Genomic DNA, 23,686 nt, shown 5'->3' on the forward strand with positions numbered 1-23,686 from the left:
ACCTTTAACGCCGACGTGTAGGAGGCGCCAGATAAGGTCGATAGAACGGATCCGAAGGAGCATTCTTCACCAAGGGCACTACTGGGCTACCTTGACGGAATGTCTCTCTGAACTCGGGGCCTTGCTTGAAGATGCGAACGGCCGCAGCATCGGCCCAAGTCTGGGGAACATATCCTTTCCAGCTAAACCGCTCCACGGTCCGCGCATCTGGCAATGGATCATTGCCAGCACGAATTATTACTTTTACATTTTCTGCTTCGTACAGATACGAAGCAGTCAACCTCCGGTTATCCAGGCTCGTAAGCCGTCCATCTGGCATCAGCACTACGTCCATCGCCGGCAGATTTTCAGGGGAGACCTGAACTGTACGGCCGGTTGTGTCTAGTGTATTGATCTTGTCGCTGGAATTGTAATTCACCCATTCCTGAGTAAATCGTACCTGACGCGGGTTGATAAACATTTCACGCCCGCTAGCAACCGACTTAATACTCCAGTTCGCATCAAGCTCGACGATTCCTTGCTTGCGTAACGCCTCAAGGTTATCGATAGTGCGGAATCGTTCTAGCTGAGCTGGAGAGTAGTCATCAACGAGCTGCCCTCCATTGACCCAAGCCTTGGGCACCTCCGGCACATTTCGCCCATTTTGCCCAAGGCGATTGCTGATTTCCTCAATTTCCTGCTTGATTCGATAACGTTCGTACGCTGCACTAATACCGTTATACTCGCCCGTCAACCCTGGTCCCAACAGCCCCATGGATCGGCAATCAGTTGAGCCGCTGCATCACCACGAGAATTCTTAACCATCTCCAAAGGCTGCCCAGGCCTCACAGGTCCTCTTGCATTTCCGCCACCAGTGAGCACCATGCCAAAGTCACCATCATTGGGACTGTACGGTTCATTCGCGGATGGAATACCTTGTTGAGTCAAGCGCATTCGAACCGACCTACCAGCATCCCAATAATCAGACTCGCTTATTCCTCCATCCGATGAGGATGCCGATGGATCATTAACATTATCTAAGCTGTTCGCCGCCTGATGAATGCTTGCATCTGTCCGATTAACCCATTCGGCGTAGGCACTATCCGTCAATTGCAGGCCCGTTCTGCCGCCCAGCTTCAGGCCAGTGCTGTCCCGCATACCATAAGCCAAACTGTACGCGTTGCGTTCCGCAGGGCCGCCACTCAAAGCCGCGGAAATTGCCGCATCGCGCGCGTCCTCCTGCTTCTGCAGCTCCAATTCGTTCTGGCTAGGGCCGCCGATGCTATCCACCCAGCTGCTCCCCAGCGCATTCCCAAATGCATCCATCGCCGCCTGCTGCACCGTCACCCGCCCACCTCCGGCCAGCGACGCCGCCGCGCCTGCCGCAAAGCTGCGGATCGTGCCCTTCACCAGCTGTTCTCCGAAGCTCGCATCCGCAAAGTCCGCCGCATGCATGCCGAGCGCATCGGCAACCGCGAAGCTCGCGGCCGCGCCCACGCCCACGCCAGCGGCCGCGACATTGGTCCAGCTGAAGTGGTCCTGCAAGCCCGTCACCACGCCTACGCCCTGCGTAATCGCGTTGGCTAGCACGGCACGGCTGACGCTTCCCACGAAGGTCTGTTCGGCAAGCCAGCCCTGCGCCGCCGCACCGACACCCGAGGTGATGCCAGCGCTCAAGCCGCTCAGCGTTACGCCGCTCCAGTTGATGTCCTTTTGAATGCCCAGCGCCACGGCCAGGCCCTGGCTGACGATAGATCCGACCACGCCGCCCACGACGGCGGACACTACCTCGACGACTGCACCGGCGCCCGTCAGAGCCCCGCCGGTGAGCGCGGCAGTGCTTATTGAGGCCAGACTCGTGCCGCCTGCCGCGGTGCCGGTCGCGCCCAGCGCGGATGCCGTCGCGCCCGCGGTATAGATCGTCACCACCACCGCCACCACGATGACGAGGATCTGCAATATCCCGCAGCCATCATCCGACGGCGGCAGGGTCGGCGTGGTGTCGCCGATCACCTTGCTCGGGTCGTAGGGCTTGAAGCTGTCGGCGCGGTCGTAGGTCGTGCCGGTGATCGAGGGCAGGTCCAGCTTGCGTCCGACCACGAGCGGGTGGTCCGCATCCACGCCATTGGCCATGGCGATCTGGTACCAGTACGCTGCGTCGCCATAATGCTGCCTGGCGATCGATTGCAGCGTGTCCCCGCTCGCGACAATGTAGGCGCCCGGCGCACTACCCGGGTGCGTCGCATTGACCGGCTGGTAGGTGAAGTTCAGATCCCGAATCGTCGCGAACTGCGGATGGTTGTCGTCGTCCTTGCCGTCATACGGGTTCACGCCATCGCCATAGCGGCCCAGCACCTCGCCGCGCGCGATGAGCTGCCGCAGCGTATGCCCGTTCTGCCGGATCAGCAGCGCGCGGCCCTGCGCATCGTTGAGATAGCTGCGGTTGTTCGCGCCCTCGGCATCGTCGGTGATGCCGATCAGGTCGCCGTTGACGTCGTATTGCTGGTGGCTGTTGCCATCGTCGTTGACAGTGCTGCTGCCATGGGTATCAGTGATGACATCGCTCTCGTACTGGCCATAGCGGTTGACGAAGGTGTTGGTGTAGCCATCGTCGCTGTAGCCATGGACCTGGTAACGCTGCACATTGCCGAGCGCATCGTAGGCATGAGGGTCGCTGTAATCCATGTCATAGTCGCGACCGCCGTCCAGGTGCTGCACCTGCAGATAGACCATGCGACCGTTGTCGTCATAGGTATAGACGCTGCGCCGCTCGGGCAGGCGGTCGGCCTCGGGCAGGGCGCTGTTGAGCTGCTTGACGGCGTCTTCATCGACGTCGCCGCCGTCTTCGACGCTGAGGCGACCGGCGTCGTCGTAGCGTCGCTGCTGCACCAGCTTGCCGTCGCGCCACGAAGTGATCAGGCGGTTCTGCGCATCGTAGGCATAGGTGGCGGTGGTGTCGCCGCTGCCGATCGCGAAGCGTCCCCTGAGCAGGCCGAATGCGAAGCCATCGCCATCGTTGCCGGCTGTGGACGCATCGCTCAGGGTCGCGCCCTGCCAGGTATCGCTGACGCGGTTGCCGTTGAGATCGTAGGCGATGCGGTGACCATGCGCGCCGAGCGTGCCTTGCGCATCCCGCGCGTTGACCAGCGTCTGCCGGTTCATCGCGTCATAGCCATACCAGCCGTCGATGTGCTGGCTCGCATTGCCAGCGGCGATGTCGGTGACGACATGGACGCGATTGCCGACGGCGTCATAGCCGATCGCAATGCTAACCATGCCGGCCGCGGTGTCGACGATGTGCGTGAGCCGGCCAGCGCTGTCATAGCGCAGGCGGTTGTTCTGCAGCACTTCACCGTTCTGTGTGGTGCGTTCGGCGAGATGATTGCCCAGCGCATCGACGCGGTACTCGGTGAGCTTCCCGGTGGCCTGGTCGTCGATCCGAATCTGGCGCCCGGCGAGGTCGTAGCCATAGACGAGGTGCTGGCCGCGGCTGTTGCTTTGCTCGACGAGCTGGCGCGCCGCGTCGTAGCGATACGCATAGCGCGCGCCGCCAATGTCCGTATGCGACTGCAGCAGGCCGAAGTCGTCATAAGTCCAGGTCGCAGTGCGGCCGAGCGCGTCGGTGATGGCGGTCTGGCGGTTGTGCGCATCGAACGCGTACCGGGTTTGCTGGCCCATCGGCTGGATGACGGCGACGACATTGCCACGCAAGTCGTAGCGGTAGCGCAGGGTTTCATGCGCGCCATTGATTGCCGCTGTCATGCGGCCGGCATCGTCGTACTCGGCGGCATTGACCAGTGCCCCCTCGACGCGGGTTTCGATGCGACGATTGAGCGCGTCGTAGCGCATGCTTTGCCGGTAGTTGCAGGCGTCGACGATGCCGACCTCATTGCCGAAGACGTCGTACTGATGCGTCACCACGCCGCCGTCGGCATGTACCTCGGTTTGCAGCTGTCCAGCGGCGTCGAAGCGCCAGCGCGTCAGATTGCCGTTGGCGTCCTGCATGCCGATCTGGCGGCCGAGCATGTCGTAGAAGAAGCGCGTTAGTGGTCGCGCTGCCTCGCCACTGGCCAGCGTGCCAGCGGGGCCGGCATGTTCGATGACGCGGTTGTTGGCGTTATAACGTGCGGTCGTGACCCAGGCCAGCGAGCGGGCATCGTTGACGGCCAGCACATTGCCCCAACGGTCCACCGTCTGCCGGATCTCGGGACGCAGTGTCTGGTCGCTGGTGATGTCGATGCGCGGCGGCGTGGCGGCGATGGTGAAGGACGGCGCATAGGCCGATGGCGTGGCGCGGTATTGCACCGTGTCGGCGTCGATGATGACTTGCCCGACCGTCTCGGCAACGGTCTGGCCGTCCTTCAGCCACAGCAGGTCGGTTTGATAGCTGCCGGGCGGCAGACCTTCCAGGCTGGCTTTCTGGTAGCCGGCGAGCTGGCCCTGCGCATCCACGCCAAGCACTTCGTCGCGCACCGCAAGCGCGCTCCAGTCGCCGGCGCTGCCATCTTCGACATTGACGCTGCGCACCTGCAGGACCGCCTGCACGCCAGCCGGCGGCAGTGTCCAGCGCAAGATCTTGGCGGGCATCGCGCCCGGGATGCTGCCGTCGGGGTTGGCGGCGAGGACCTTGTGATCCGTTGCCATATAGTCGCCGAGCGCGACCGTGCCGGCGATGGTGCGCGCGGGCGTGTTCTGGCCGGCGTGGGTCAGCAGCAGCTGGTAGTCATAGCGGCCGGCGCCGATGCCGCGACGGTCGACGCCGAGCTTGCCATTGCCACGCGCCACCAGCGGCAGCGTGAGCCAAGCGCTGGTGCCGGCGAGACGGTACTGGAATTGCGCGGTGTAGTTCTTGCCAGGATCGGCGAACACCAGCCAGGCGGCGGCATCGTCGCTGCTGGTCTGGCCGCCGATGGTGTCGACCTGCGCGGCGACACCCGCAATGCCGGGTACGCCGTTGGCGCCGATGGTCTGCGCCGGCTGGCCGGCGGTGATGTGCAGCTGGCCGGTGGTGCGGGTGGTGATGCCGCTGGCGTCGGTCTGGCTGAGCTCGTAGGCATAGTCGCCGGCGGCCAGTGTTTGCAGGTCGGCGTGCGACTCGTCCCCGGCATGGGCAATGGCGGCCTCGCTCCAGTCGCGGCTGCCTACGGCGCGGTAACGCAGCCGCTCGGGGCCGGCGGCCGTGGCCCAGGTCAGGCCGCCGGCGCCATCGTCCTGCAGCGGGCTGGCGTCGCGGGCGGTGTCGAGGCGGTCGATCAGGTGGCCGAGCGCGTCGTAGCGGTTGTCGATGCGGCGGGTGTGGCTGGCGGCGAGTGCTTCCACCGGAGCGTTGATGTTCAGCGGCGCGCTGCCGTCGCTGCTGATTTCGGCGGTGACATTGCCCTGCAGGTCGTAGAGCGCAATGCGCTCGATGCCGTCCTTGTCATTGGTGCGCCAGACATGGCCGGCGGCGTCGCGATCGAAGTAGGTTTCCCAGCGGCCCTCGGTGCCCTGGCGGATGACTTCGCCGAAAGCGTTGTATTGCGTGGCGGTGTCGATCACGCCGCCGTCATCGAGCGGCGTCAGCACATCGGTTTGGCGACCGAGCGCATCGAAGCGGAAGGCTTGCCACAGCGTGCGCTGCGTGACGCCGTCAGAGGCGGTGACGCGTTGCCAGGCTTTGACCAGGTTGCCGCGCGCATCATAGGAGCGGTAATGCGAGACGTCCATCGCGTCCTGGCTTTGCACCAGCCGGCCATGGCTGTCGTAACGATTCAGCGTCAGATGGTCGTCGGCGGATGCGGCGGGGAGATAGCTGCGCTCGTCCGCCAAGGCGTGGCCGTTTGCATAGTCCTGTTGCGCCAGCACATTGCCGTAGGCATCGCGGCGGAACTCGGTCAGCGGGATCAGCGTGGCGTCTCCGCTGTCGCGGGCCGGAGCCGCGACGGCGCGGATGGTGCCGAGGGCGTCGTAATAGGTGAAGGTGGTCGCGCCGAGCGCATCGGTGACGCGGGTCTGGTTGCCGACGGCGTCGTAGCCGTAGCTGGTGGTGACATCGCCGCGTTGCGTGAGGCCGGTGTCGGCATCGGTGTAGAGGATGCCGACGCGTGTTTCGCGGATCTTGCGGTTGGCGCGGTCGTAGGCATAGGTGGTGCTGCGGTCGTCTTCGCTGGCGCGCATCGCGGGCGGCAAGGCTGACATGGCCGTCGGGGCGGCTTGCACCTCGGCATACTCGGTGCGCGCGACGAGGTTGCCCCAGGCATCCCAGGCCTGTGTGGTCAGATACCCGGCAGCATCCTGCATGGCAATCTGACGACCGTTGCCGTCGTACCAGGCATGGCTGACGAGCCAGGCGTTGCTCAACGGGTTCTTCAGTTGCGCGGTTGTGATCGCTTCGCCGAAGGCGTTGTAGCGCTGGGTGGTGACGGCGCCGGCATGGAAGGTTTGCTGACCAGCCGGCGCGCTGCTGTCAAAGACATCGATCGCCGACTGCTCGCTGCGTACCAGGCGGCCAGCGCGGTCGTAGTCCTGTCGCAGACTGCGTCCGTCCGCGGTTTGACGCAGCGCGGTGCGGATGCTGTCGCTGGTGACGGTGGCCGGCACGTCGATGGCGATGGCGTAACGCACCAGGCTGGTCATGTCGCCGAAGGCGTTGCGCGCATAGCCGGTGACCTGGCCGAGCGCGTCGACCTCGTATTCCAGCCGGCCGATACGGTCATAGGTTTTGTAACTCATCGCGCCGCCGACATCGCGGCCGGACACGGCATTGCCGAGCGCATCAAAGCGGGTTTCGCTGTACAGCGCCGCATTGCGCTCGGTGCGTAAAGCCAGGCCGGTGCGGCCGTTGGCGCCGAGATTGTCGCTTGCGGCATCGTAGACGCCGACTTCCGGGAAGTCGGTGCGGATCTGGCGGCCGAGGGCGTCGTACTGGTATCGCGTGGTGCGCTGCTCGGGCCGACCCTGCGCTTCGGTGCGCGCGACCAGGTTGCCGAGCGCGTCGTAGCGCAGCGCGGTGACGATGGCGGCGTAGCCGGATTGCGCGGTATCGATTGCCAGGCTGCCGTCCGGGTTCGTACGCAGGCTTGCCAGCATGACTTGCGGCGATGTTTCGCGGACCGTGCGGCCGGCTGCGTCGACGTCGTAGGTCCAGAGCGCGCCCAGCGCGTTGCGGAAACCCCGCTTGTTGCCTAGCGCATCGTAGGTCCAGGACTCGGTGTTGCCCAGCGCATCGGTATGCGAGACGGTGCGTCCGGCGGCGTCGACGATGTAGGTGTCGACATGGTCGGCATCCGGTGCGCGGCGCAGCGCGGCGGCGAGCGCGTCGGCGGTGACGGGCATGGCGCTCACCGCAATCGGCCGGGCCAGTGAATCGCGGCGCAGCAGGCGGCCGAGCGCATCGTAGCCGTTCAGCGTGACGTAGCCCTGCGCATCGATGCTGGCGACCACGCGGTTGGCCGCATCGAAGACGGTGCATGTGTTGCGGTCTTGCGCGGGATCGGCTTGCGTCAGGCTGGCGATGGTGGTGGCACGGCTGGTGTTGCTGGCGTCGCGGTTGCCATCGATCGCAGTCAGCGCGGCCATGCCCAGTGCTTGGGCGTACCGGGTCGTCGCGATGCGCTGACCGATGCCGTCGTAGCGCATCGCCGTGACCGCGCCTTCGGCATCGATCGCCCAAGTCTGACGGTTGGCCGCGTCATACGCATAGCGGCTGGTGCGGTCGGATAAGACATTCGCTTGCGCCAGCGCCTGCAAGGCACCCGCCGACAGCGGCGCGGATTGCGGCGTTGGCGCGGCGAGTGGCTGCGCATAGCGGGTGGTGCGCAGCACATTGCCGTTCGCATCGCGCTGCCAGGACGTGACGCCGCCGAGCGCATCGGTCTGCCAAGTCAGGCGATTGGCCGCGTCATAGGCCTGGTCCGTGATGCGATCTGCGGCGCTGACGCGCACTGTGCTCGAATCCTGACCCCGCTGCAGCGCGGTGGCATAAGCGATGCTGCGCAGCAGGTTGCCGTTGGCATCGTACTGATAGCGGGTGACGGCGCCGATGCCGTCGACATGCAGCGTGACACGGTTGGCGGCATCGAAGCGGTAGCTATCGCTGTGATCGGCCGCGGAGGACACGACGCGGTTTATCGCTTCGGCCAGCGCCTGGGGCGTGGACGCGAGATTGGCGTCCACCGGCGTGGCATACGTCGTGCGCGCAAGCAGGTTGCCATTCGCATCGAAGCGCTGCACGGTCAATGCGCCGACGCCATCGACGGTGGCGATTGCCCGGTTCGCTGCGTCATACCAGGTGCGCAGACGGGCATCGTGCGCCTCATCGGCTTGCACGGTGGGCACGGTGCCGGGTTGCCAGCTTGCCAGGTCGATTGGCTTCGCATACGCGCGGCGCTCGATGACGTTGCCATTGCCATCAAAACGGTAGGCGATCACGGCACCGACGCCATCGACGGTGAAGGACAGACGGCCATCACCGTCGTAGACCCGCATGCTGATCGCGTCGCTGGCGCTGGGGCGCAGGCGGGAGTTGATGTCGGCAGTGGACGCCGAGGTCGGCAAGCCGGCGAGCGAGATCGGTGCGGCGTAGGCGGTGGTCTTGGTGACGCGGCCATTGGCGTCATAGCCCGTGACGGTGACGCCGCCAGTTGGGTCGACGCTGGCAATCAGGCGATTTTCGGCATCGTAGGCATAGCGGCTGGTGTGGTTGTTGGCGTCGGTCTTGGCGATGACGTTGCCGTTGGCGTCATAGCTGTAGCGGGTGGTGAGCGTGAGGCCGTCGGGATCGACGGTTTCGCTGGTGCAGCGGCCGAGGTTGTCGTAGCTGTAGCGGGTGGTCGTGCCGTTCGGATCGGTCACGCTCAATTGCTGGCCGCGGCTGTTCCAGGTGTAGCGGGTGGTCAGCGCCAGGCCGGCGGGGTCGACGACTTGTTCGACCAGCTGGCCGAGGGTGTCGTAGCGGTAGGTGGTGTCAACGCCATTCGCATCGGTACTGCGGACCATGCGGCCGAGCGCGTCGTAGACCGTGCTGGTCTTCAGTGCCAGTCCGCCCGGATCGACGATGCGCGACAGCACGCGGTCGGCGGCGTCGTAGCTCAGCGCGGTGGACACGCCATTGCCGTCGATCGTTTCGATCAGGCGGTTCCCGGCGTCGTAGCGCTTGGTGGTTTGTGCGAGCGGTGCCGTGGTGGCCACGAGGTTGCCATTGCGGTCATACGCATAGGTCGTCGTGTTGCCATTGCCGTCGGTGACGCTCTGCGTCTGGCCGTGGCGGTTCATGACCGTAGTGACGACGACACCTTCGGGCGTAGTGACCGTACTGGAGCGTGCGGCGTTGTCGTAAGCGATGGTGGTGGTATTGCCCAGCGCATCGGTGCGAGAGATGACGCGCGACAGCGCGTCGTAGCCAGTGGCGAACAGCGCGCCGGTGCCGTCGATGGTTTGCACGGTGCGGCCCAGCCGGTCGTAGCGTTGCTCGCGCACGTTGCCGTTCGGATCGATCTTGCGGATCGTGCGGCCGAAGGCATCGTATTCGGCGCGGGTTTGCGCCTGCAGGCCGCTGGCGTCGCGCACATCAGACAACAACAAGCCACGCCGGTCATAGCGCATTGCTTCGACGATGTCGCCATTCTCGGTGCCGACCAGCGTCTTGCCGACCATGCCGCCGAAAGCGTCATAGCGCTGCGTGATGCGCTGGCCGAGCGCATCGGTGACTTCGATCACGCGGCCGGTGCGGTCGTAGCGGTAGCGGGTGCTGCTGTCGGCGCCGGCATTGGTCAGCGACGCGATCAGCGACGGGATGTCGGCATTGCGATCGCCATTGATCAGGCCGCCCTGCAGTGCGGCGAGCTGCGTGGCGCTGAGGCGAGTCGCATAGCGCGTGAGCTGGAGTTCGCGGCCGAGCACATCGTACTGATGCGCCTGCACTTCACCAGCGGCATTGACTGCATACAGCAGCTGGTCGTCGGCATCGTAATAGAACACGCTGCGGTTGCCGTTCGCATCAGTGCGCGACAGCAGCCGGCCGGCCGCGTCGTACTGGAAGCGCATCGCATGCTGTTGCCAGATCGCTTCTACCTGCGCAGCGTTCGGATTCACCAACCGCGCCAGCGCCGCATTGCCTTCACCCGACAACTCCGCCAACAGCCGGCCTTGCGTGTCATAACGCCGGGTCCGTACCCGTTCCTCGCTGCTTCCCGCCGCAGTGCGGGTCTCCGCCAGCCGCCCGGCGCTGTCATAGCCATAGCGGGTGATCGTGCCATTCGCGTCGACGCTGGCCAGGCGCTGGTTCAGCGCGTCATAGGTCATCGTTTGCACCGCGTCCGCGCGGTCGGGGGCTGGTCGCCAGGTCGCGGCAATGCCGCCGCTCACCAGCGCGGCACGCTGCGCCTCGGTCAATGCGCGTGCATGGCGTGTGCTGCCCACGCGATTGCCGTCGGCGTCGTAGCGATGGCTCGTCAGATAACCTTCGCCATCAATCTCGGCCAGCAATTGGCCAAGGGCGTCATGCATCTGATCGCTGACGATGTCGGCAACACTGGCCGCCGGACGCAGCTGGGCGAGCGTGCCGGTGCTGCGCCGCTCGGCAGCAGTCGCAGTGGCATACCGGATGCCCGCAATCTGCCGGCCGGCGGCGTCATAACACCATTCCTGCAGATAGCCCTCGGCATTGAGCGTGCCGAGCCGCAAGCCGTTGGCATCGTAAAAGTGGCGGGTGATGCGGTCGGCCTCGGAGGCAACTGGCTGGGTTTGTGCCAGCGTCGGTGCCGCCCCCAGCGCGCCTGGATCGATCGGCGTGGCATAGGTCGTGCTGCGCAGCAGGTGACCGGCATCGTCATAATCATGCCGGGTGACTGTGCCTTCGGCATCGACCTCGGCCACGAGCTGACCGACGGCGTCATGCAGTTGCCAGCTGCGGCTATCCTGCGCGCTCGCCGCCGGCCGCAGCAATGTCAGCGCGTCGGCGGAGAGCATCGGCAGCAAGGGGCCGGACACGGGAGTGGCATACCGGATGGTCTGCAGCAGCCGGCCGGCGTGGTCGTACACGTATTCGGTCAGGCTGCGGTTGCCATCGATCTCGGCGGTGAGCCGGCCGTCGGCGTCCACCAGGCGCCAGCGCTCGACGCCGGTGGGATCTGTCGTATGACGCAGCCGTCCGGCTGCGTCATAGTCGTAGGTTGTCACGCTATCGGCTGCGTTTAGTGCAACCTGCTCCAGCGCGGCGCCGGCAGCCAGCGGGGTCGCATAGGCGACGGTTCCTGTGAGCCGGCCATTGCCGTCGTAGCGATAGCGGCGCACCGCGCCGGTGCCATCGGCGCTCCAGCTGCGGCGATTGGCGGCGTCATAGCGGTAGACCTCGCTGTGGTCGACGGTGGCATTGGCGATGCGCGCGTCGGCGGCGGCGATGGTGGCAGCGTTCAGTTCGAGATCAGGATCGATCGGCGTGGCGTAGGCGGTGCGCGCGAGCAGGTTGCCATTGGCGTCGAAGCGTTGCCGCGTCAGGCCACCGACGCCATCAAGGATGGCAATGGCCTGGTTGGCGGCGTCGTACAGCGTGCGCTGGCGTGCATCGTGAATGTCGTCCGGTTGCGGCTTTGGCAGGCTGCCGGGCGTCCAGGTGGCCATGGCTATGGCCTGCGCATAGGCGCGGCGCTCGACGACGTTGCCATTGCCGTCCATGCGGTAAGTGATGACGGCGCCAACGCCATTGACCGTGGCAATCAGTCGGCCGTCGCGGTCGTAGAGGCGATGGAGTACTTCGTCGTGGATGGCGTCGGGCTGCAGGCGGGAAGTGAGGTCGCCAGCGGAGGCGGCAAGCGGCAAGCCATCGAGGGCGATGGGCGTGGCGTAGGAGATGGTCTTGACGATGCGGCCATTGGCGTCATGGCTGGTGACGGTGACGCCGCCGGCAGCGTCAACGCTGGCGAGCAAGCGATTCTCGGCGTCGTAGGCGTAGCGGCTGGTGTGGCTGTTGGCATCGGTCTTGGCGATGACATTGCCGTTGGCGTCGTACGCGTAACGGGTGGTGAGCGCGAGGCCATCGGGGTCAACTGTTTCGCTGATGCGGCGGCCGAGGTTGTCGTAGCTGTAGCGGGTGGTCGTGCCGTTCGGGTCGGTTACGCTCAATTGCTGGCCGCGGCTGTTCCAGGTGTAGCGGGTGGTCAGCGCCAGGCCGGCGGGGTCGACGACTTGTTCGAGCAGCTGGCCGAGGGCATCGTAGCGGTAGCTCGTATCGACGCCGTTCGCATCGGTGATGCGGATCATGCGGCCGAGCGCGTCGTAGACGGTGCTGGTCTTCAACGCGAGCCCGCTCGGGTCGACGATGCGCGTCAGCACGCGGTCGGCCGCATCGTAGCTCAGCATGGTAGACACGCCATTGCCGTCGATGGTTTCGATCAGGCGGTTGCCGGCATAGTAGCGCTTGTTCGTCGTGGCTAGCGGCGCCGTGGTCGTGACGAGGTTGCCATTGCGGTCATACGCAGATGTCGTCGTGTTGCCATCGCCGTCGGTGACGCGCTGCGTCTGGCCGTGGCGGTTCATGACCGTGGTGACGACGACACCTTCGGGCGTAGTGACCGTGCTGGAGCGCGCGGCGTTGTCGTAAGCGATGGTGGTGGTATTGCCGAGCGCATCAGTACGGGAGACGACACGCGACAGCGCGTCGTAGCCGGTGGCGAACAGCGCGCCGGTGCCGTCGATGGTTTGCACGGTGCGGCCGAGGCGGTCATAGCGCTGCTCGCGCACGTTGCCGTTCGGATCGATCGTGCGGATGGCGCGGCTGAAGGCGTCATAGTCGGCGCGGGTTTGCGCCTGCAGGCCGCTGGCGTCGCGCACATCGGACAGCAGCAAGCCACGTCGGTCGTAGCGCATCGCCTCATTGATGTTGCCATTCTCGGTACCGACCAGCGTCTTGCCGACCATGCCGCCGAAAGCGTCATAGCGCTGCGTGATGCGCTGGCCGAGCGCATCGGTGACTTCGATCACGCGGCCGGTGCGGTCGTAGCGGTAGCGGGTGCTGCTGTCGCCGCTGGCGCTGGTTAATGAAGTTATCAGCGACGGGATGTCGGCGTTGCGATTGCCGTTGATTAGCCCGCCCTGCAGCGTGGCGAGCTGCGTGGCGCTGAGGCGAGTCGCATAGCGCGTGAGCAGGAGTTCGCGGCCAAGCGCGTCGTATTGGTGGGCCTGCACTTCGCCGGCGGCATTGACCGCATACAGCAGCTGGTCGTCGGCATCGTAATAGAACAGGCTGCGGTTGCCGTTGGCGTCAATGCGCGTCAGAAGCCGGCCGGCCGCATCGTACTGGTAGCGCGTTGCATGCTGCTGCCAGATCGCTTCCACCTGCGCAGCGTTCGGGTTGACCAGCCGTGCCAGCGCCGCATTGCCTTCACCAGACAACTCCGCCAGCAGCCGGCCTTGCAGGTCGTAGCGGCGGGTCTGGATACGCTCTTCCACTGATTCGGCCGCCATCGTGGTCTTTACCAGACGGCTCATCGGGTCATAGTCATAGCGCGTGACAGTGCCGCTGATGTCGGTGCTGGCGACGAGACGGTCGAGCAGGTCGTAGCTTTGCGTTTGCACGCCGTCGGCGCTGCTCGGCGCCGGTCTCCAGCTGGAGGCGATGCCGCCGGCGATCAGCGCGGCGCGCTGGGCATCGGTCAATGCACGGGCATGGCGGATGGTGCTGATGCGGTTGCCATCGCCGTCATAGCGATAGCTGGTCAGGTAGTTCTCGCCATCGATCTCGGCCGTCACCTGGCCGCGCGCGTTGTAGATCCAGTTGGTGAGGATGTCGGTGTTGCTGCTGGCAGGACGCAGTTGCGCGAGTGCGCCGGTGGCGCGCAAGGAGGCGTTCGTCGCGGTGGCATAGCGGATGCCTGCGACCTGCTGGCCGGCGGCGTCATAGCGCCATTCCTGCAGATAGCCTTCGCCGTCGAGCATGCCGCGCAACAGGCCGTCATTGTCGTAGAAGCGGCGGGCGATGCGATCTTCTTGAGAAGTGGCTGGGAGCACTGCAGCCAGTGTCGGCTCGGCGGGCAGCCTCGAGACATCGATAGCCGTCGCATAGGCGGTGGTGCGGGTCACACGGCCAACGCCGTCGTATTCGGTGCGTACCACGCCGCCTTCGGCATCGACCTCGGCAACGAGGCGGTTCGCGGCGTCAAAGAGGCGCCAGGTCCGCACATCGCCTGCCTGTGCTGACGGGCGCAAGCTTGCCAGCGACGTTGACGGCAGAATTGCGGGCAGCGTGCCCAAGACCGACGTGGCATAGCGGATCGTCTGCACCACCTGGTTGTTGCGGTCGTAGACGTATTCGACGAGGCTGCGGTTGCCATCGATCTCGGCGACGAGGCGGCTGGCATCGTCGTAAAGCATCCAGTGTTCGACGCCGGTCGGGTCAGTGCGGTGACGCAGGCGGCCGTCGGCGTCGTAGTCGTAGGTGGTCGTCGATAGCGCCTGGCCGGCGGCGTCGGTTTGCATCAGGCTCATCAGCCGGCCGGCGCGGTCAAAGCTGCTGACGCTGCGCAAGCCGTTGGCGGACTGCACGGTGGTGCGGTCGCCGGCGTCGTCGTAGCTGGTGAGCGTGAGCGTGCCGTAGGCGTCCTTCGCGGTGAGCACGCGGTTCAGACCATCGTAGGCGTAGCTCGTGGTGCCGCCATTGGGTGTGATGACTTGCAGTAGCCGGCCGAAGGGGTCGTAGACGTACTGGGTGATGTCGGCTGGGGTGGAGGGCTTGCCGTTGCCCACGCCATTGCCATTGCCATTACCCCCTCCGTTACCGACGCCGCCATTGCCATTGCCGACGCCGTTGCCGTTCCCAACGCCATTACCCTTGCCATTCGCATTGCCGTTGCCATTTCCATTACCGACGCTATTGCCGTTGCCGATCGTGCTGGTGATCAGGTTCGGATTGCTGCCGGCGCTGGTAGCGACGTTGGTGCTGGCATCGCTCGGCAACACGGGATAGCGCAACTGCTGCTGCAACTGGCCGCGGAAGTCATAGCGGTTGTCAACGCGCACCACCTGGCTCGGGTCCTGCGCAGCCGCCCATGCGGCCAGCAGCGCTTCGGTCGGCACTGTTCCGGTATAGCCACCGCCGGACACGGCCGCGCCCATGCCCAGCGGCGTGGTCGGCAACTGTTGCGGATACGCGATCGGCCAGCCGGCAGTATCGCGATATGCCGCCGCGTAATGCAGCTCGACGATGCGCTGTCCCGTGCTGTTGTAGCGGTACTCGGTAACCCGGCCTTCCGGGCTGACGACGAAGCGCAGCTGGTTGCGCTGGCCGGCGTCGTGGATGGTGTGCGTGGTCTGCGGCGTGCTGGCCCGGCCAGGGCCCGTGCCATCGGCATCCGGCACCAGATACACCGTCTCGGTCTGCAACTGGTTCTGGCCGTCGTAGCTGCGCGCGACCACGTTGCCGGCCGCATCCCGCTGCAGCACCTGGTTGCCATTGGCGTCGTACTCCATCGCGGTGACACCACCCTTGGCATCGGTAATCTGCACCACGTCGCCGCGGGCGTTGTAGACGAAGCTCTGCACCTGCGAGCCGCCATTGATCGCTGGGCCGGTGATGCGCGTCAACTGGCCCAGCGCGTCGTAGTCGTAGCGGGTGATGAGGCCGAGCGCATCGGTGACGGTGGTGCGGCGGTTTGCCGTGTCATAGGCAAAGCGCAGCGTCTCGCCCAGCGCATTGGTGACGCTGGCCACGCGGATGTCGTTGCCGGCGCCGATGTAGGTGATGGCCAGGCTGCTGCCATCGCTCTCGCGCACTGCGGTGATGCGGTCGCTCGGGCCGTCATATTCGTAGCGGGTCACGTACACGCGGCCGTCGGCGGTGCTGCCGTTCTCCGGCGACAGGTCGACTGTCACCGATGCCAATCTCCGGAAGCTGTCATAGCCATAGCGCACGCGTACCGTCTGCGCATTGCCGTTCGCATCGATGGTGACGGTGCGTACCTGCGCCAGCAGCCGGTTGCTGTAGTCGTAATAGATGCCTTCGCCGGAACGGTTGATGGCCGACTGGACTTGGCCATCCTTGTTGTAGAGGAAGCTGATCCCATTGCCATCGCTGTCCTGACGCAGCACGAGCTGCCATTCGTTCTGATAGCGGGCGTAGTACTCGGTCAGCCCGGTATCGCCATCGGTGCAGACCAGCTGGTTGTTGATGTAGCGGATGGTGTCGTAAGCGCCGGCGCCATCGGTGCTGATGTAGGCGGCGCGGTTGGCGTCGAAGGTGTAGAGATCTTCGCCGCCGTCGGCATCCTTCCTGACCACGCTGCTGTTGGACTTGCCGATGCCGCCGGTGGACGTGAGCCTGGGTGGCTGCAAACCAGGCAGGCGGAAGTCGCCGCCGAGGTGTTCCTGGCTGTTGTAGGTGCGCAGGCTGTCGATCCACAGGCCTGGTCCGGCGAGCGCATCGTCGCGGTTCTGAATGACCAGGTTGCCATTGCTGACATTGACATAGGCGCGGTCGGTGCCGCGGCCGACGCTGGCATTGCCCGCGACACCGCGCGCGCCGAGCGTGGCAAGGGAAGTGAGGTTCAGGCCAAGGCTGTTGCCGGCGACGAGTGCGACCATGTTCGCTCCTGTGTGCGAAGAAGACACGACTGAAGGGGAAAACAACAAGCCGGCATCGCCGGGGGGAAGCGGGGGCCTGGCCTCGCCAGGTAGCGGAGTTCATGACCGATTACGCATGCGCTAGGCGCACAACGAAACGGCATGTGGTCAGCGGCAGGGGGACTGCACGCGCTGAAGTCCTTAAGAGTTAACTCTTCGGATTCGAAGAAGAGTTAAGCGATGACGCAAAGATTGTGGGCGTTAGAAGAACGCGAGGTGGATGTATGCCACCGTGATGGTGGCATCACGTGCGCAGCTTCATAGGGAAACGGCGGAATTTCTGGATGAGGAATGCTACGTGCTGTGAACGCACGCGAATTTTCGGCTCTTCACGCAAGTCCGCGCAGAGCCGTTTTCTGGAGGGGCTTGAGCGTGGTAGCACGCTCAAGGGGAATCGAAATGCTCGGTCGACATCAAAGCGTCTCACCGTTGGAGTCGCTGAGCCGCGGACAGGACGAGTACGCGCGGCACACCCTCGACGCCAGTGGCGTTATCCCCTTCGCGGAATTAGCTTCCGACTCGAAAGGCTTAGCCCTGCGGCGCCGCTCCCACATCCGTCCCGGCCGATCCGCCTGTGCCAGCCGTGCCGCCCGACGCACCAGCTGCGCCGCCCGACGCACCAGCTGCGCCGGCAGCATCGATGCCTTCCGGCGCGCCGCTCGCTCCCGTGCTGGTGTCTTCGCCGCGCGCGGCGACATGGCGCACCGTCACGCCTTCCTTCGGCTTGACGCGCTGCGCACCGTCCGGTGTATTGGGAATGCGGCTGCCCGGGGCGTTGCGGTTCACCAGTTCGCGCGGCGTGACTTCCACCATCTCGCTCGGATCGGCGGTGCCCGAGACTTCGATGCCCGGATTCATCTGGTCGGCAAGCACATCCGAGCCGACCAGGCGCGCCGCGCTGTGGGTGTTCGACGCGAGCGCTTCGTCGGCGGCGCCATTGCCGGCGCCCGAGCGGTCCGGCTCGGAAGGGTAGGACACCCGTCCCATCACTTCGCTGAACTGTTCATCGCGTATCTGCGCATCGGCCCGGGTGGCGATGTCGCCGAGCGACAGCATGCCGACCAGCCGGCCGTCGCCGCTGGCCAGCACCGGAATGCGACGGATCTGGGTGTCGGCCATCTGCCGCAGCACATCGTCCACCGATTCATGCTCATGGCAGGCGCGCACGTCGGTGCTCATCACCTGGTCCACGTGCGCCGTCTCCGGCGCCATGCCGGCCGATGTGCCGCGCACGGTAATGTCGCGGTCGGTGACGATGCCTACCAGCTTGCTGCCGACGCACACCGGCAGCGCGCCGACGTTCAGGTCGTCCATCAACTGCGCGGCGCGGCGCAGGCTGTCTTGCGGCGCTATCGCCTGCACATCCCTGGTCATGATTTCAGCGACCGTTTGCATTGCATTCTCCTTTGCCATCAATTCGTTTCGTCAGGCGTTCGTTCCAGCGCGGGGAGCCGTACGATGAATTCGCTGCCTCGTCCCGGGCCGTCACTGCGCAGTTCCACGACGCCGCCGTGCAGCTCGACCAGGCTCTTCACCATAGGCAGCCCGATGCCGAGCCCGCCGGGCCCGCAACCGCGCTGGCCTCTGGTGAACAGATCGAAAATCCGGGCCCGCAGTTCCGCGGCAATGCCCATGCCGTTATCCGCGATCGATACGGTGGCTGTTTTGCCTTCGCGGCGCGCGGTGATGCGTATTTCGCCGCCGGGCTCGGTATAGCGGGCGGCATTGTCGAGCAGGTTCGTGAATGCCTGCGTCAGACGCACCATGTCGCCATGCACGCACAAGGCTTCCGGCGGCAGCGAAAGCTCCAGCCGATGTCGATTGCTCTCTATTTGTGGCCTGGCTGTTTCGATCGCCGCGTTAAGCGCATCGGCCAGCAGCATCGGCGCGCGGCGCAGGGCGATCTGACCGCGGGTGATGCGCGACATTTCCAGCAGATCGTCCACCAGCCTGACGATGTGCCGCACCTGGCGTTCGACGATCTGCAGCAGCCGGTCGGCACGGCGGCGGCCGCCTTCGTGACGCAGCATGTACATGACGTTACTGATCGGCGCGAGCGGGTTGCGCAGCTCATGCGCCAGCGTGGCCAGGAACTCGTCCTTGCGCCGGTCGGCCTGGCGCAAGGCTTCTCCGGCGCGCAGCGCTTCGCTGACATCGATGGCGATGCCGACATGCCCGGCGTAGCCGCCGTCGGCGGCGTCCAGGGGCAGCGCATGCATGTCGAGCCAGCGCCAGGCGCCATGCGCATCGCGCAGGCGGGCGCGCCATCGGAAGGGCTCGCGCCTTTGCCTGGCGTCGGCGAACGCAGTGCCAAAGGCCGCCGTATCTTCCGGATGCAGCAAGCGGTCCCAGGTGCCGGCGTGTTCCTGTGCATCGCCGTTCACATGGTCCCAATTGATGTGCGCCAGGTTGCCCTCGGCATCGGTTTGCCAGATCAGCGCCGGCGAGGCCCTGCCAAGGACGGCGTAGCGGGTCTCGTCTTCATGCAGTCGGTTCTCGTAGCGTTGCCGCGCCAGCGCCGCGCTGCCCGCGTGCGCAAGGATCTCCAGCGCGGCAAGCTCATCCGGCTGCGGCGCATGCGGCGTACGCCACAGAAAGGCAATCGCGGCCGGCTCGCCGGCGAGCTCCAACGCCAGCAGCACCACGCTGCCGATGCCGGCCGGCCGCTCAATATTGCTCGCAACAAGCGTATCGGCGCCCAGCTCGGCAACGACGGCGGTCTGCCGTCGTCTTGCGGCCCAGTCGGCAAGGGCCCACAGATACGGATCGGGCGCATCGGTACTGGTGGCGCTATGGCGCAGGCCGGAATCGCGCAACAGCAGGATCGCCGCATCGGCGCCGGCCACGCTGTGCGCATAACTTTGCAGCAGCGCCAGCGCATCGGTTTCACTGCCCACCTGGTTCAGACGCTCGCTGGCTTGCGCCATCAGTTTCAGCAGGTCTGGCTTCGGTGTGCCGCCCTGGCCGCCGGCCCGGGCGCCCGCGCCGCCATTCATCATTGCAACAATGTTCGTCATCATGCGTTCCGGCTCACGCGGGCCGGAAATCTTGTGTTCTCAAGGGCTTAGGCTGCTGTCGGCAGGCGCAGTTCTGGCGCCGGTTTGCGCAGGAACATGATTTGGGCACACAAGTGCTGATGCGTCAGGCACAAGTGCCCCGCGCGCAGGAACGATGCCTGCGGGCAGGGCACTCGATGCGCATGGAATGCGCTCGTCAGTTAGCGCGACGGGCTACAGCAGCTTGTCGAGCGTAATCGGCAGATCGCGAACCCGGCGGCCGGTAGCGTGATGCACCCCGTTCGCAATCGCGGCCGCTACGCCGGTGATGCCGATCTCGCCGACGCCCTTTGCGCCCAGCGGATTCACATGCGGATCGTCTTCATGGACCACGATGATGTCGATGTCGCCGATGTCGGCATGCACCGGCACGTGGTACTCGGCCAGGCTGTCGTTGACGATGCGCCCGGTTTCCGGGTCGTGATAACTCTCCTCGAACAAGGCCATGCCCATGCCCCAGACGATGCCGCCGAGCAGCTGACTGCGCCCGGTCTTGGCGTTCATCAGCTTGCCCACGCCGTAAGCCGCGGTGATGCGCGGCACGCGCACTTCGCGGGTATGCGCATGCACCCGCACCTCGGCAAAGACCGCGCCGAAGGCATGCATCGAGAACTTGCCCTTCTCCGGGCCCGGCGCGGCGCTGGCTTCGGCCGCGATCGGTTTGCCATGGCGCGCCACGACTTCGCCAACCGCCTCGCGCCGCGCCGTATCGCCCTTGTGCACCAGCCAGCCGTCCTGCAACTCCAAGTCCGAGGCCAGCGCCCCGGCCAGGGGCGAAGCCGCATCGGCCAGCGCAATGCCGAACAGTTTCATCTTCACCGCTTCGCAGGCCGCGCGCACTGCCGGCGCCACCGAGGCCACCGTGGTCGAGCCGCCCGAGACCGGCGCATCCGGATAGCGGGTGTCGCCGAGATCGAAATGCACCTTTTCCGGCGGCAGTCCCAGCGTGTCGGCCGCCACCTGGGTCATCACGGTATAGGTGCCGGTGCCGAGATCCTGCGAACCCGAGCACACCGCGGCGCTGCCGTCGGCATTCAGGCGCGCGGAAGCGGTCGCGGCCGAGCGGTTGGTCGGATAGGTCGCGGTAGCCATGCCCCAGCCGATGAGCCAGTCGCCGTCGCGCATGCTGCCGGGCTCGGGATTGCGCGCGCTCCAGCCGAAGCGTTCGGCGCCAATGCGGTAACACTCATCCAGCGATTTGCTCGACCAGGGCAGGCCCTTGCCCGGATCCTTCTCCGCGTAATTGGCCATGCGCAGCGCGATCGGGTCCATCTTCAGCGCAATGGCCAGCTCATCCATTGCCGATTCGAGCACGAAGGAGCCGGTCGATTCGCCCGGCGCGCGCATGAAGGTCGGCGTGCCGATATCCATGCTGGCCAGGCGGTGCGTGGTTTCCTGGGTCGGGCAGTCGTACATCATCCGCGTGATGAGCGCGGAAGGCTCGATCCAGTTCTCGATCATCGAGGTCGCCGCGATCACATCATGGCGCGACGCGGTGAGTTTGCCGTCAGTGCTTGATGCCAGCGCGAGGCGCTGCTTCGTCACCGGGCGCGCGCCGACCGGGCCGAACATCTGCGGCCGGTCCAGCACCAGCTTCACCGGCCGGCCCGCCATCTGCGCAGCCATCGCGGCCAGCACCACATGCGACCACACCGAGCCCTTGCAGCCGAAGCCGCCGCCGATGTACGGGCACAGCACCCGCAGCTTTTCCGGCGCCATGCCCAGCGTCTGCGCCACGATGCGGCGCACGCCATGGATGTATTGCGTCGAGTCGTACAACGTCAGATGGTCGCCTTCCCAATGCGCGATGGTGGCATGCGGCTCCATCGGGTTGTGATGCTCGAAGGGCGTGACGTAAGTCTGGTTCACCGTGACTGCGCCTTCGAGCATGCCGGCCAGCGCATCGCCGCGCCGTGTGTCGGCCGGCTCGCCCAATACCGACTCTGGCGGATGCAGTTTCTCTTGCGCCGTCTCGAAGTCGAGCACCGCATCCTCAGCCGTGTCATACCGCACCTTCAGGCGCGCGCCGGCTTCCCGCGCATGCTCGAAGCTATCGGCCACCACCACGGCTACCGGCTCATTGTTGTAATGCACCGCGTCGTACTGCAGCAGCGACAGCACTCGGCCTATCGGCGGCATCAGCTTGCCGGACTTGGTCTGGTCGGGCAGCTTCGGTGCGTTCTCATGCGTCATGATCGCGATCACGCCGGGCACGGCGCGCGCTTCATGCGCATCGAAGCCGGCGATGCGGCCCTTCGGTATGGTCGAGGTCACCAGCACCGCGTAGGCCAGATTCGGCAGCGGATGCTCGGCCGCATAGCGGGCGGCTCCCGTGACCTTGGCAATGCCGTCGGTACGGTCCATCGGCGCGCCGATGATGTGATGGGGGGCATTCATGCGCGTTCTCCCGCGGTGCGCAGCGCACGCACGATTGCGCGCTGCGCCAGTTCGATCTTGAAGTCGTTGTAGCCGTAGCCGCGTGCACCGGCGAGCGCGGCCGCGGCCGCAGCGTTCAACGCGTCATCGGACAAGGGCTTGCCCGTCAGTTGCGCCTCGGCTTCGCGCGCGCGCCAGGGCTTGTGCGCCACGCCGCCGAGCACGATACGCACGGTCTTCGCCACGCCCTCGTCGAGTTCCAGCGCGGCCGCCACCGACACCAGCGCGAAGGCATAGCTGGCGCGGTCGCGCAGCTTCAGGTAGTGGCTGTTTGCGGCGAACGGCGAAGGCGGCAGCTCGACCGCGACAATCAGCTCGCCGGGCTCGAGCGTGGTGTCGCGCTGCGGTTCATCGCCCGGTAGCCGGTGGAAGTCGTCGATGGGAATGCGGCGCTCATCCTCTTTGCTCTTCACCACCACGGTGGCATCCAGCGCGGCCAGGGCCACCGCCATGTCCGACGGATTGACCGCGATGCAGGCATCGGACGCGCCGAGTATCGCATGCTGGCGGTTGATGCCATCCTTCGCGCCGCAGCCCGAGCCCGGCACGCGCTTGTTGCAGCGGGGGAAGGCGGCATCGACGAAATAAAAGCAGCGTGTGCGCTGCATCAGGTTGCCGCCGACGGTGGCCATGTTGCGCAGCTGCGCCGATGCGCCGGCCAGGAGCGCCTCGGCCAGCATCGGATAGCGCATGCGCACCTCGGGATGATTCGCCGCGGCCGTGTTGGACGCCAGCGCGCCGATGGACAGGCCGCCATCGGGCAGCGCCGCAATCGCCGCCAGCGGCAGCCGCGTGATGTCAACAATGCGTTCGGGAATGTCGACGCCGCTCTTGTACAAATCCAGCAGATTGGTGCCGCCGCCGATGAAGCGCGCGCCGGGCTGCGCGATCAGGGCCAGCGCGTCATCAATGTCACGCGCGCGGTCGTAGAACAGGGAGTGCATATCAGACGCCTCCTTCGCGTTCGATGACGTCACGGATCGCCGCAACGATGTTGCTGTAGGCGCCGCAGCGGCACAGGTTGCCGCTCATGCGTTCGCGGATTTCATCATCAGTAAGCAGGGGCAGCGGCTGGCGCACATCGGGTGTGGCAGCGCTGGCATGTCCCTGGCGCGCTTCTTCCAGCAGTGCCACGGCCGAGCAGATCTGCCCCGGCGTGCAATAGCCGCATTGGAAGCCGTCATGTTCGATGAAGGCTTGCTGCAGGGGATTGAGACTGTCGCCTTGCGCCAGGCCTTCGATGGTGATGATCTCGCGGTCTTCCTGCATCACTGCCAGCGTCAGGCAGGCATTGATGCGCTGGCCGTCGACGAGCACGGTGCAGGCGCCGCACTGGCCACGGTCGCAGCCCTTCTTCGCGCCGGTGCAGCCGGCGACTTCGCGCAGCGCATCGAGCAGGGAGACGCGTGGCTCGAGCTGCAGCGTATGGGATTGGCCGTTGATGTTGAGCGTCACCGGCCGGGGTGGGGCATAGGGCAGCATGGGGTCCTCGCAATGGATTGCCCGCGGATACGGACCGGCAATCGATAGGAGGGCAGCTATCGTTGATCATTGGGGAAGCTGTCGCGACATCGGGTTTTGCACCGGCAAGCTGCGGGTGCTGGACAGATCGACGGCGTCGGCGC

General features: G+C 65.7%; 7 protein-coding genes. All 7 read right to left on the bottom strand.

Translation table 11 applies throughout. The features are described from left to right. Window positions 1–4: 4 nt before the first annotated feature. Entirely contained in the window at window positions 5–733 is a 729-nt protein-coding gene (locus tag JJB74_RS27810; RefSeq protein ID WP_200597676.1) for a hypothetical protein, read from the bottom strand. Continuing rightward, window positions 730–16,530: a LysM peptidoglycan-binding domain-containing protein gene (locus tag JJB74_RS27815; protein ID WP_200597678.1), complete on the bottom strand. Its 15,801-nt coding sequence runs from the start codon at window positions 16,528–16,530 to the stop codon at window positions 730–732. Before JJB74_RS27815 ends, JJB74_RS27810 begins: the two co-directional genes overlap by 4 nt. 567 nt (window positions 16,531–17,097) lie before the next feature. After that, window positions 17,098–17,964, bottom strand: coding sequence for a CBS domain-containing protein (locus tag JJB74_RS27820; protein WP_200597680.1), 867 nt, complete (start codon window positions 17,962–17,964; stop codon window positions 17,098–17,100). 17 nt (window positions 17,965–17,981) lie between these two features. Continuing rightward, window positions 17,982–19,589 (bottom strand): sensor histidine kinase, encoded by a 1,608-nt coding sequence (locus JJB74_RS27825; RefSeq protein ID WP_200597682.1) that lies wholly within the window; start codon window positions 19,587–19,589, stop codon window positions 17,982–17,984. 210 nt (window positions 19,590–19,799) lie between these two features. Then, the gene (locus JJB74_RS27830; RefSeq protein ID WP_200597684.1) at window positions 19,800–22,022 is read right to left on the bottom strand and encodes a xanthine dehydrogenase family protein molybdopterin-binding subunit; all 2,223 of its coding nucleotides are present in this window, start codon (window positions 22,020–22,022) and stop codon (window positions 19,800–19,802) included. Next, window positions 22,019–23,005 carry an FAD binding domain-containing protein gene (locus JJB74_RS27835; protein ID WP_200597685.1) on the bottom strand — a complete coding sequence of 329 codons (987 nt, stop codon included), beginning with the start codon at window positions 23,003–23,005 and terminating at the stop codon, window positions 22,019–22,021. The genes JJB74_RS27830 and JJB74_RS27835 overlap by 4 nt, the downstream gene beginning before the upstream one ends. Window position 23,006: 1 nt before the next feature. Next, window positions 23,007–23,543, bottom strand: a complete 537-nt coding sequence (locus JJB74_RS27840; RefSeq protein WP_200597687.1) for a 2Fe-2S iron-sulfur cluster-binding protein — start codon at window positions 23,541–23,543, stop codon at window positions 23,007–23,009. Window positions 23,544–23,686 lie beyond the last annotated feature (143 nt).

Source organism: Noviherbaspirillum pedocola, from assembly GCF_016632335.1.
Lineage (GTDB): Bacteria > Pseudomonadota > Gammaproteobacteria > Burkholderiales > Burkholderiaceae_D > Noviherbaspirillum_A > Noviherbaspirillum_A pedocola.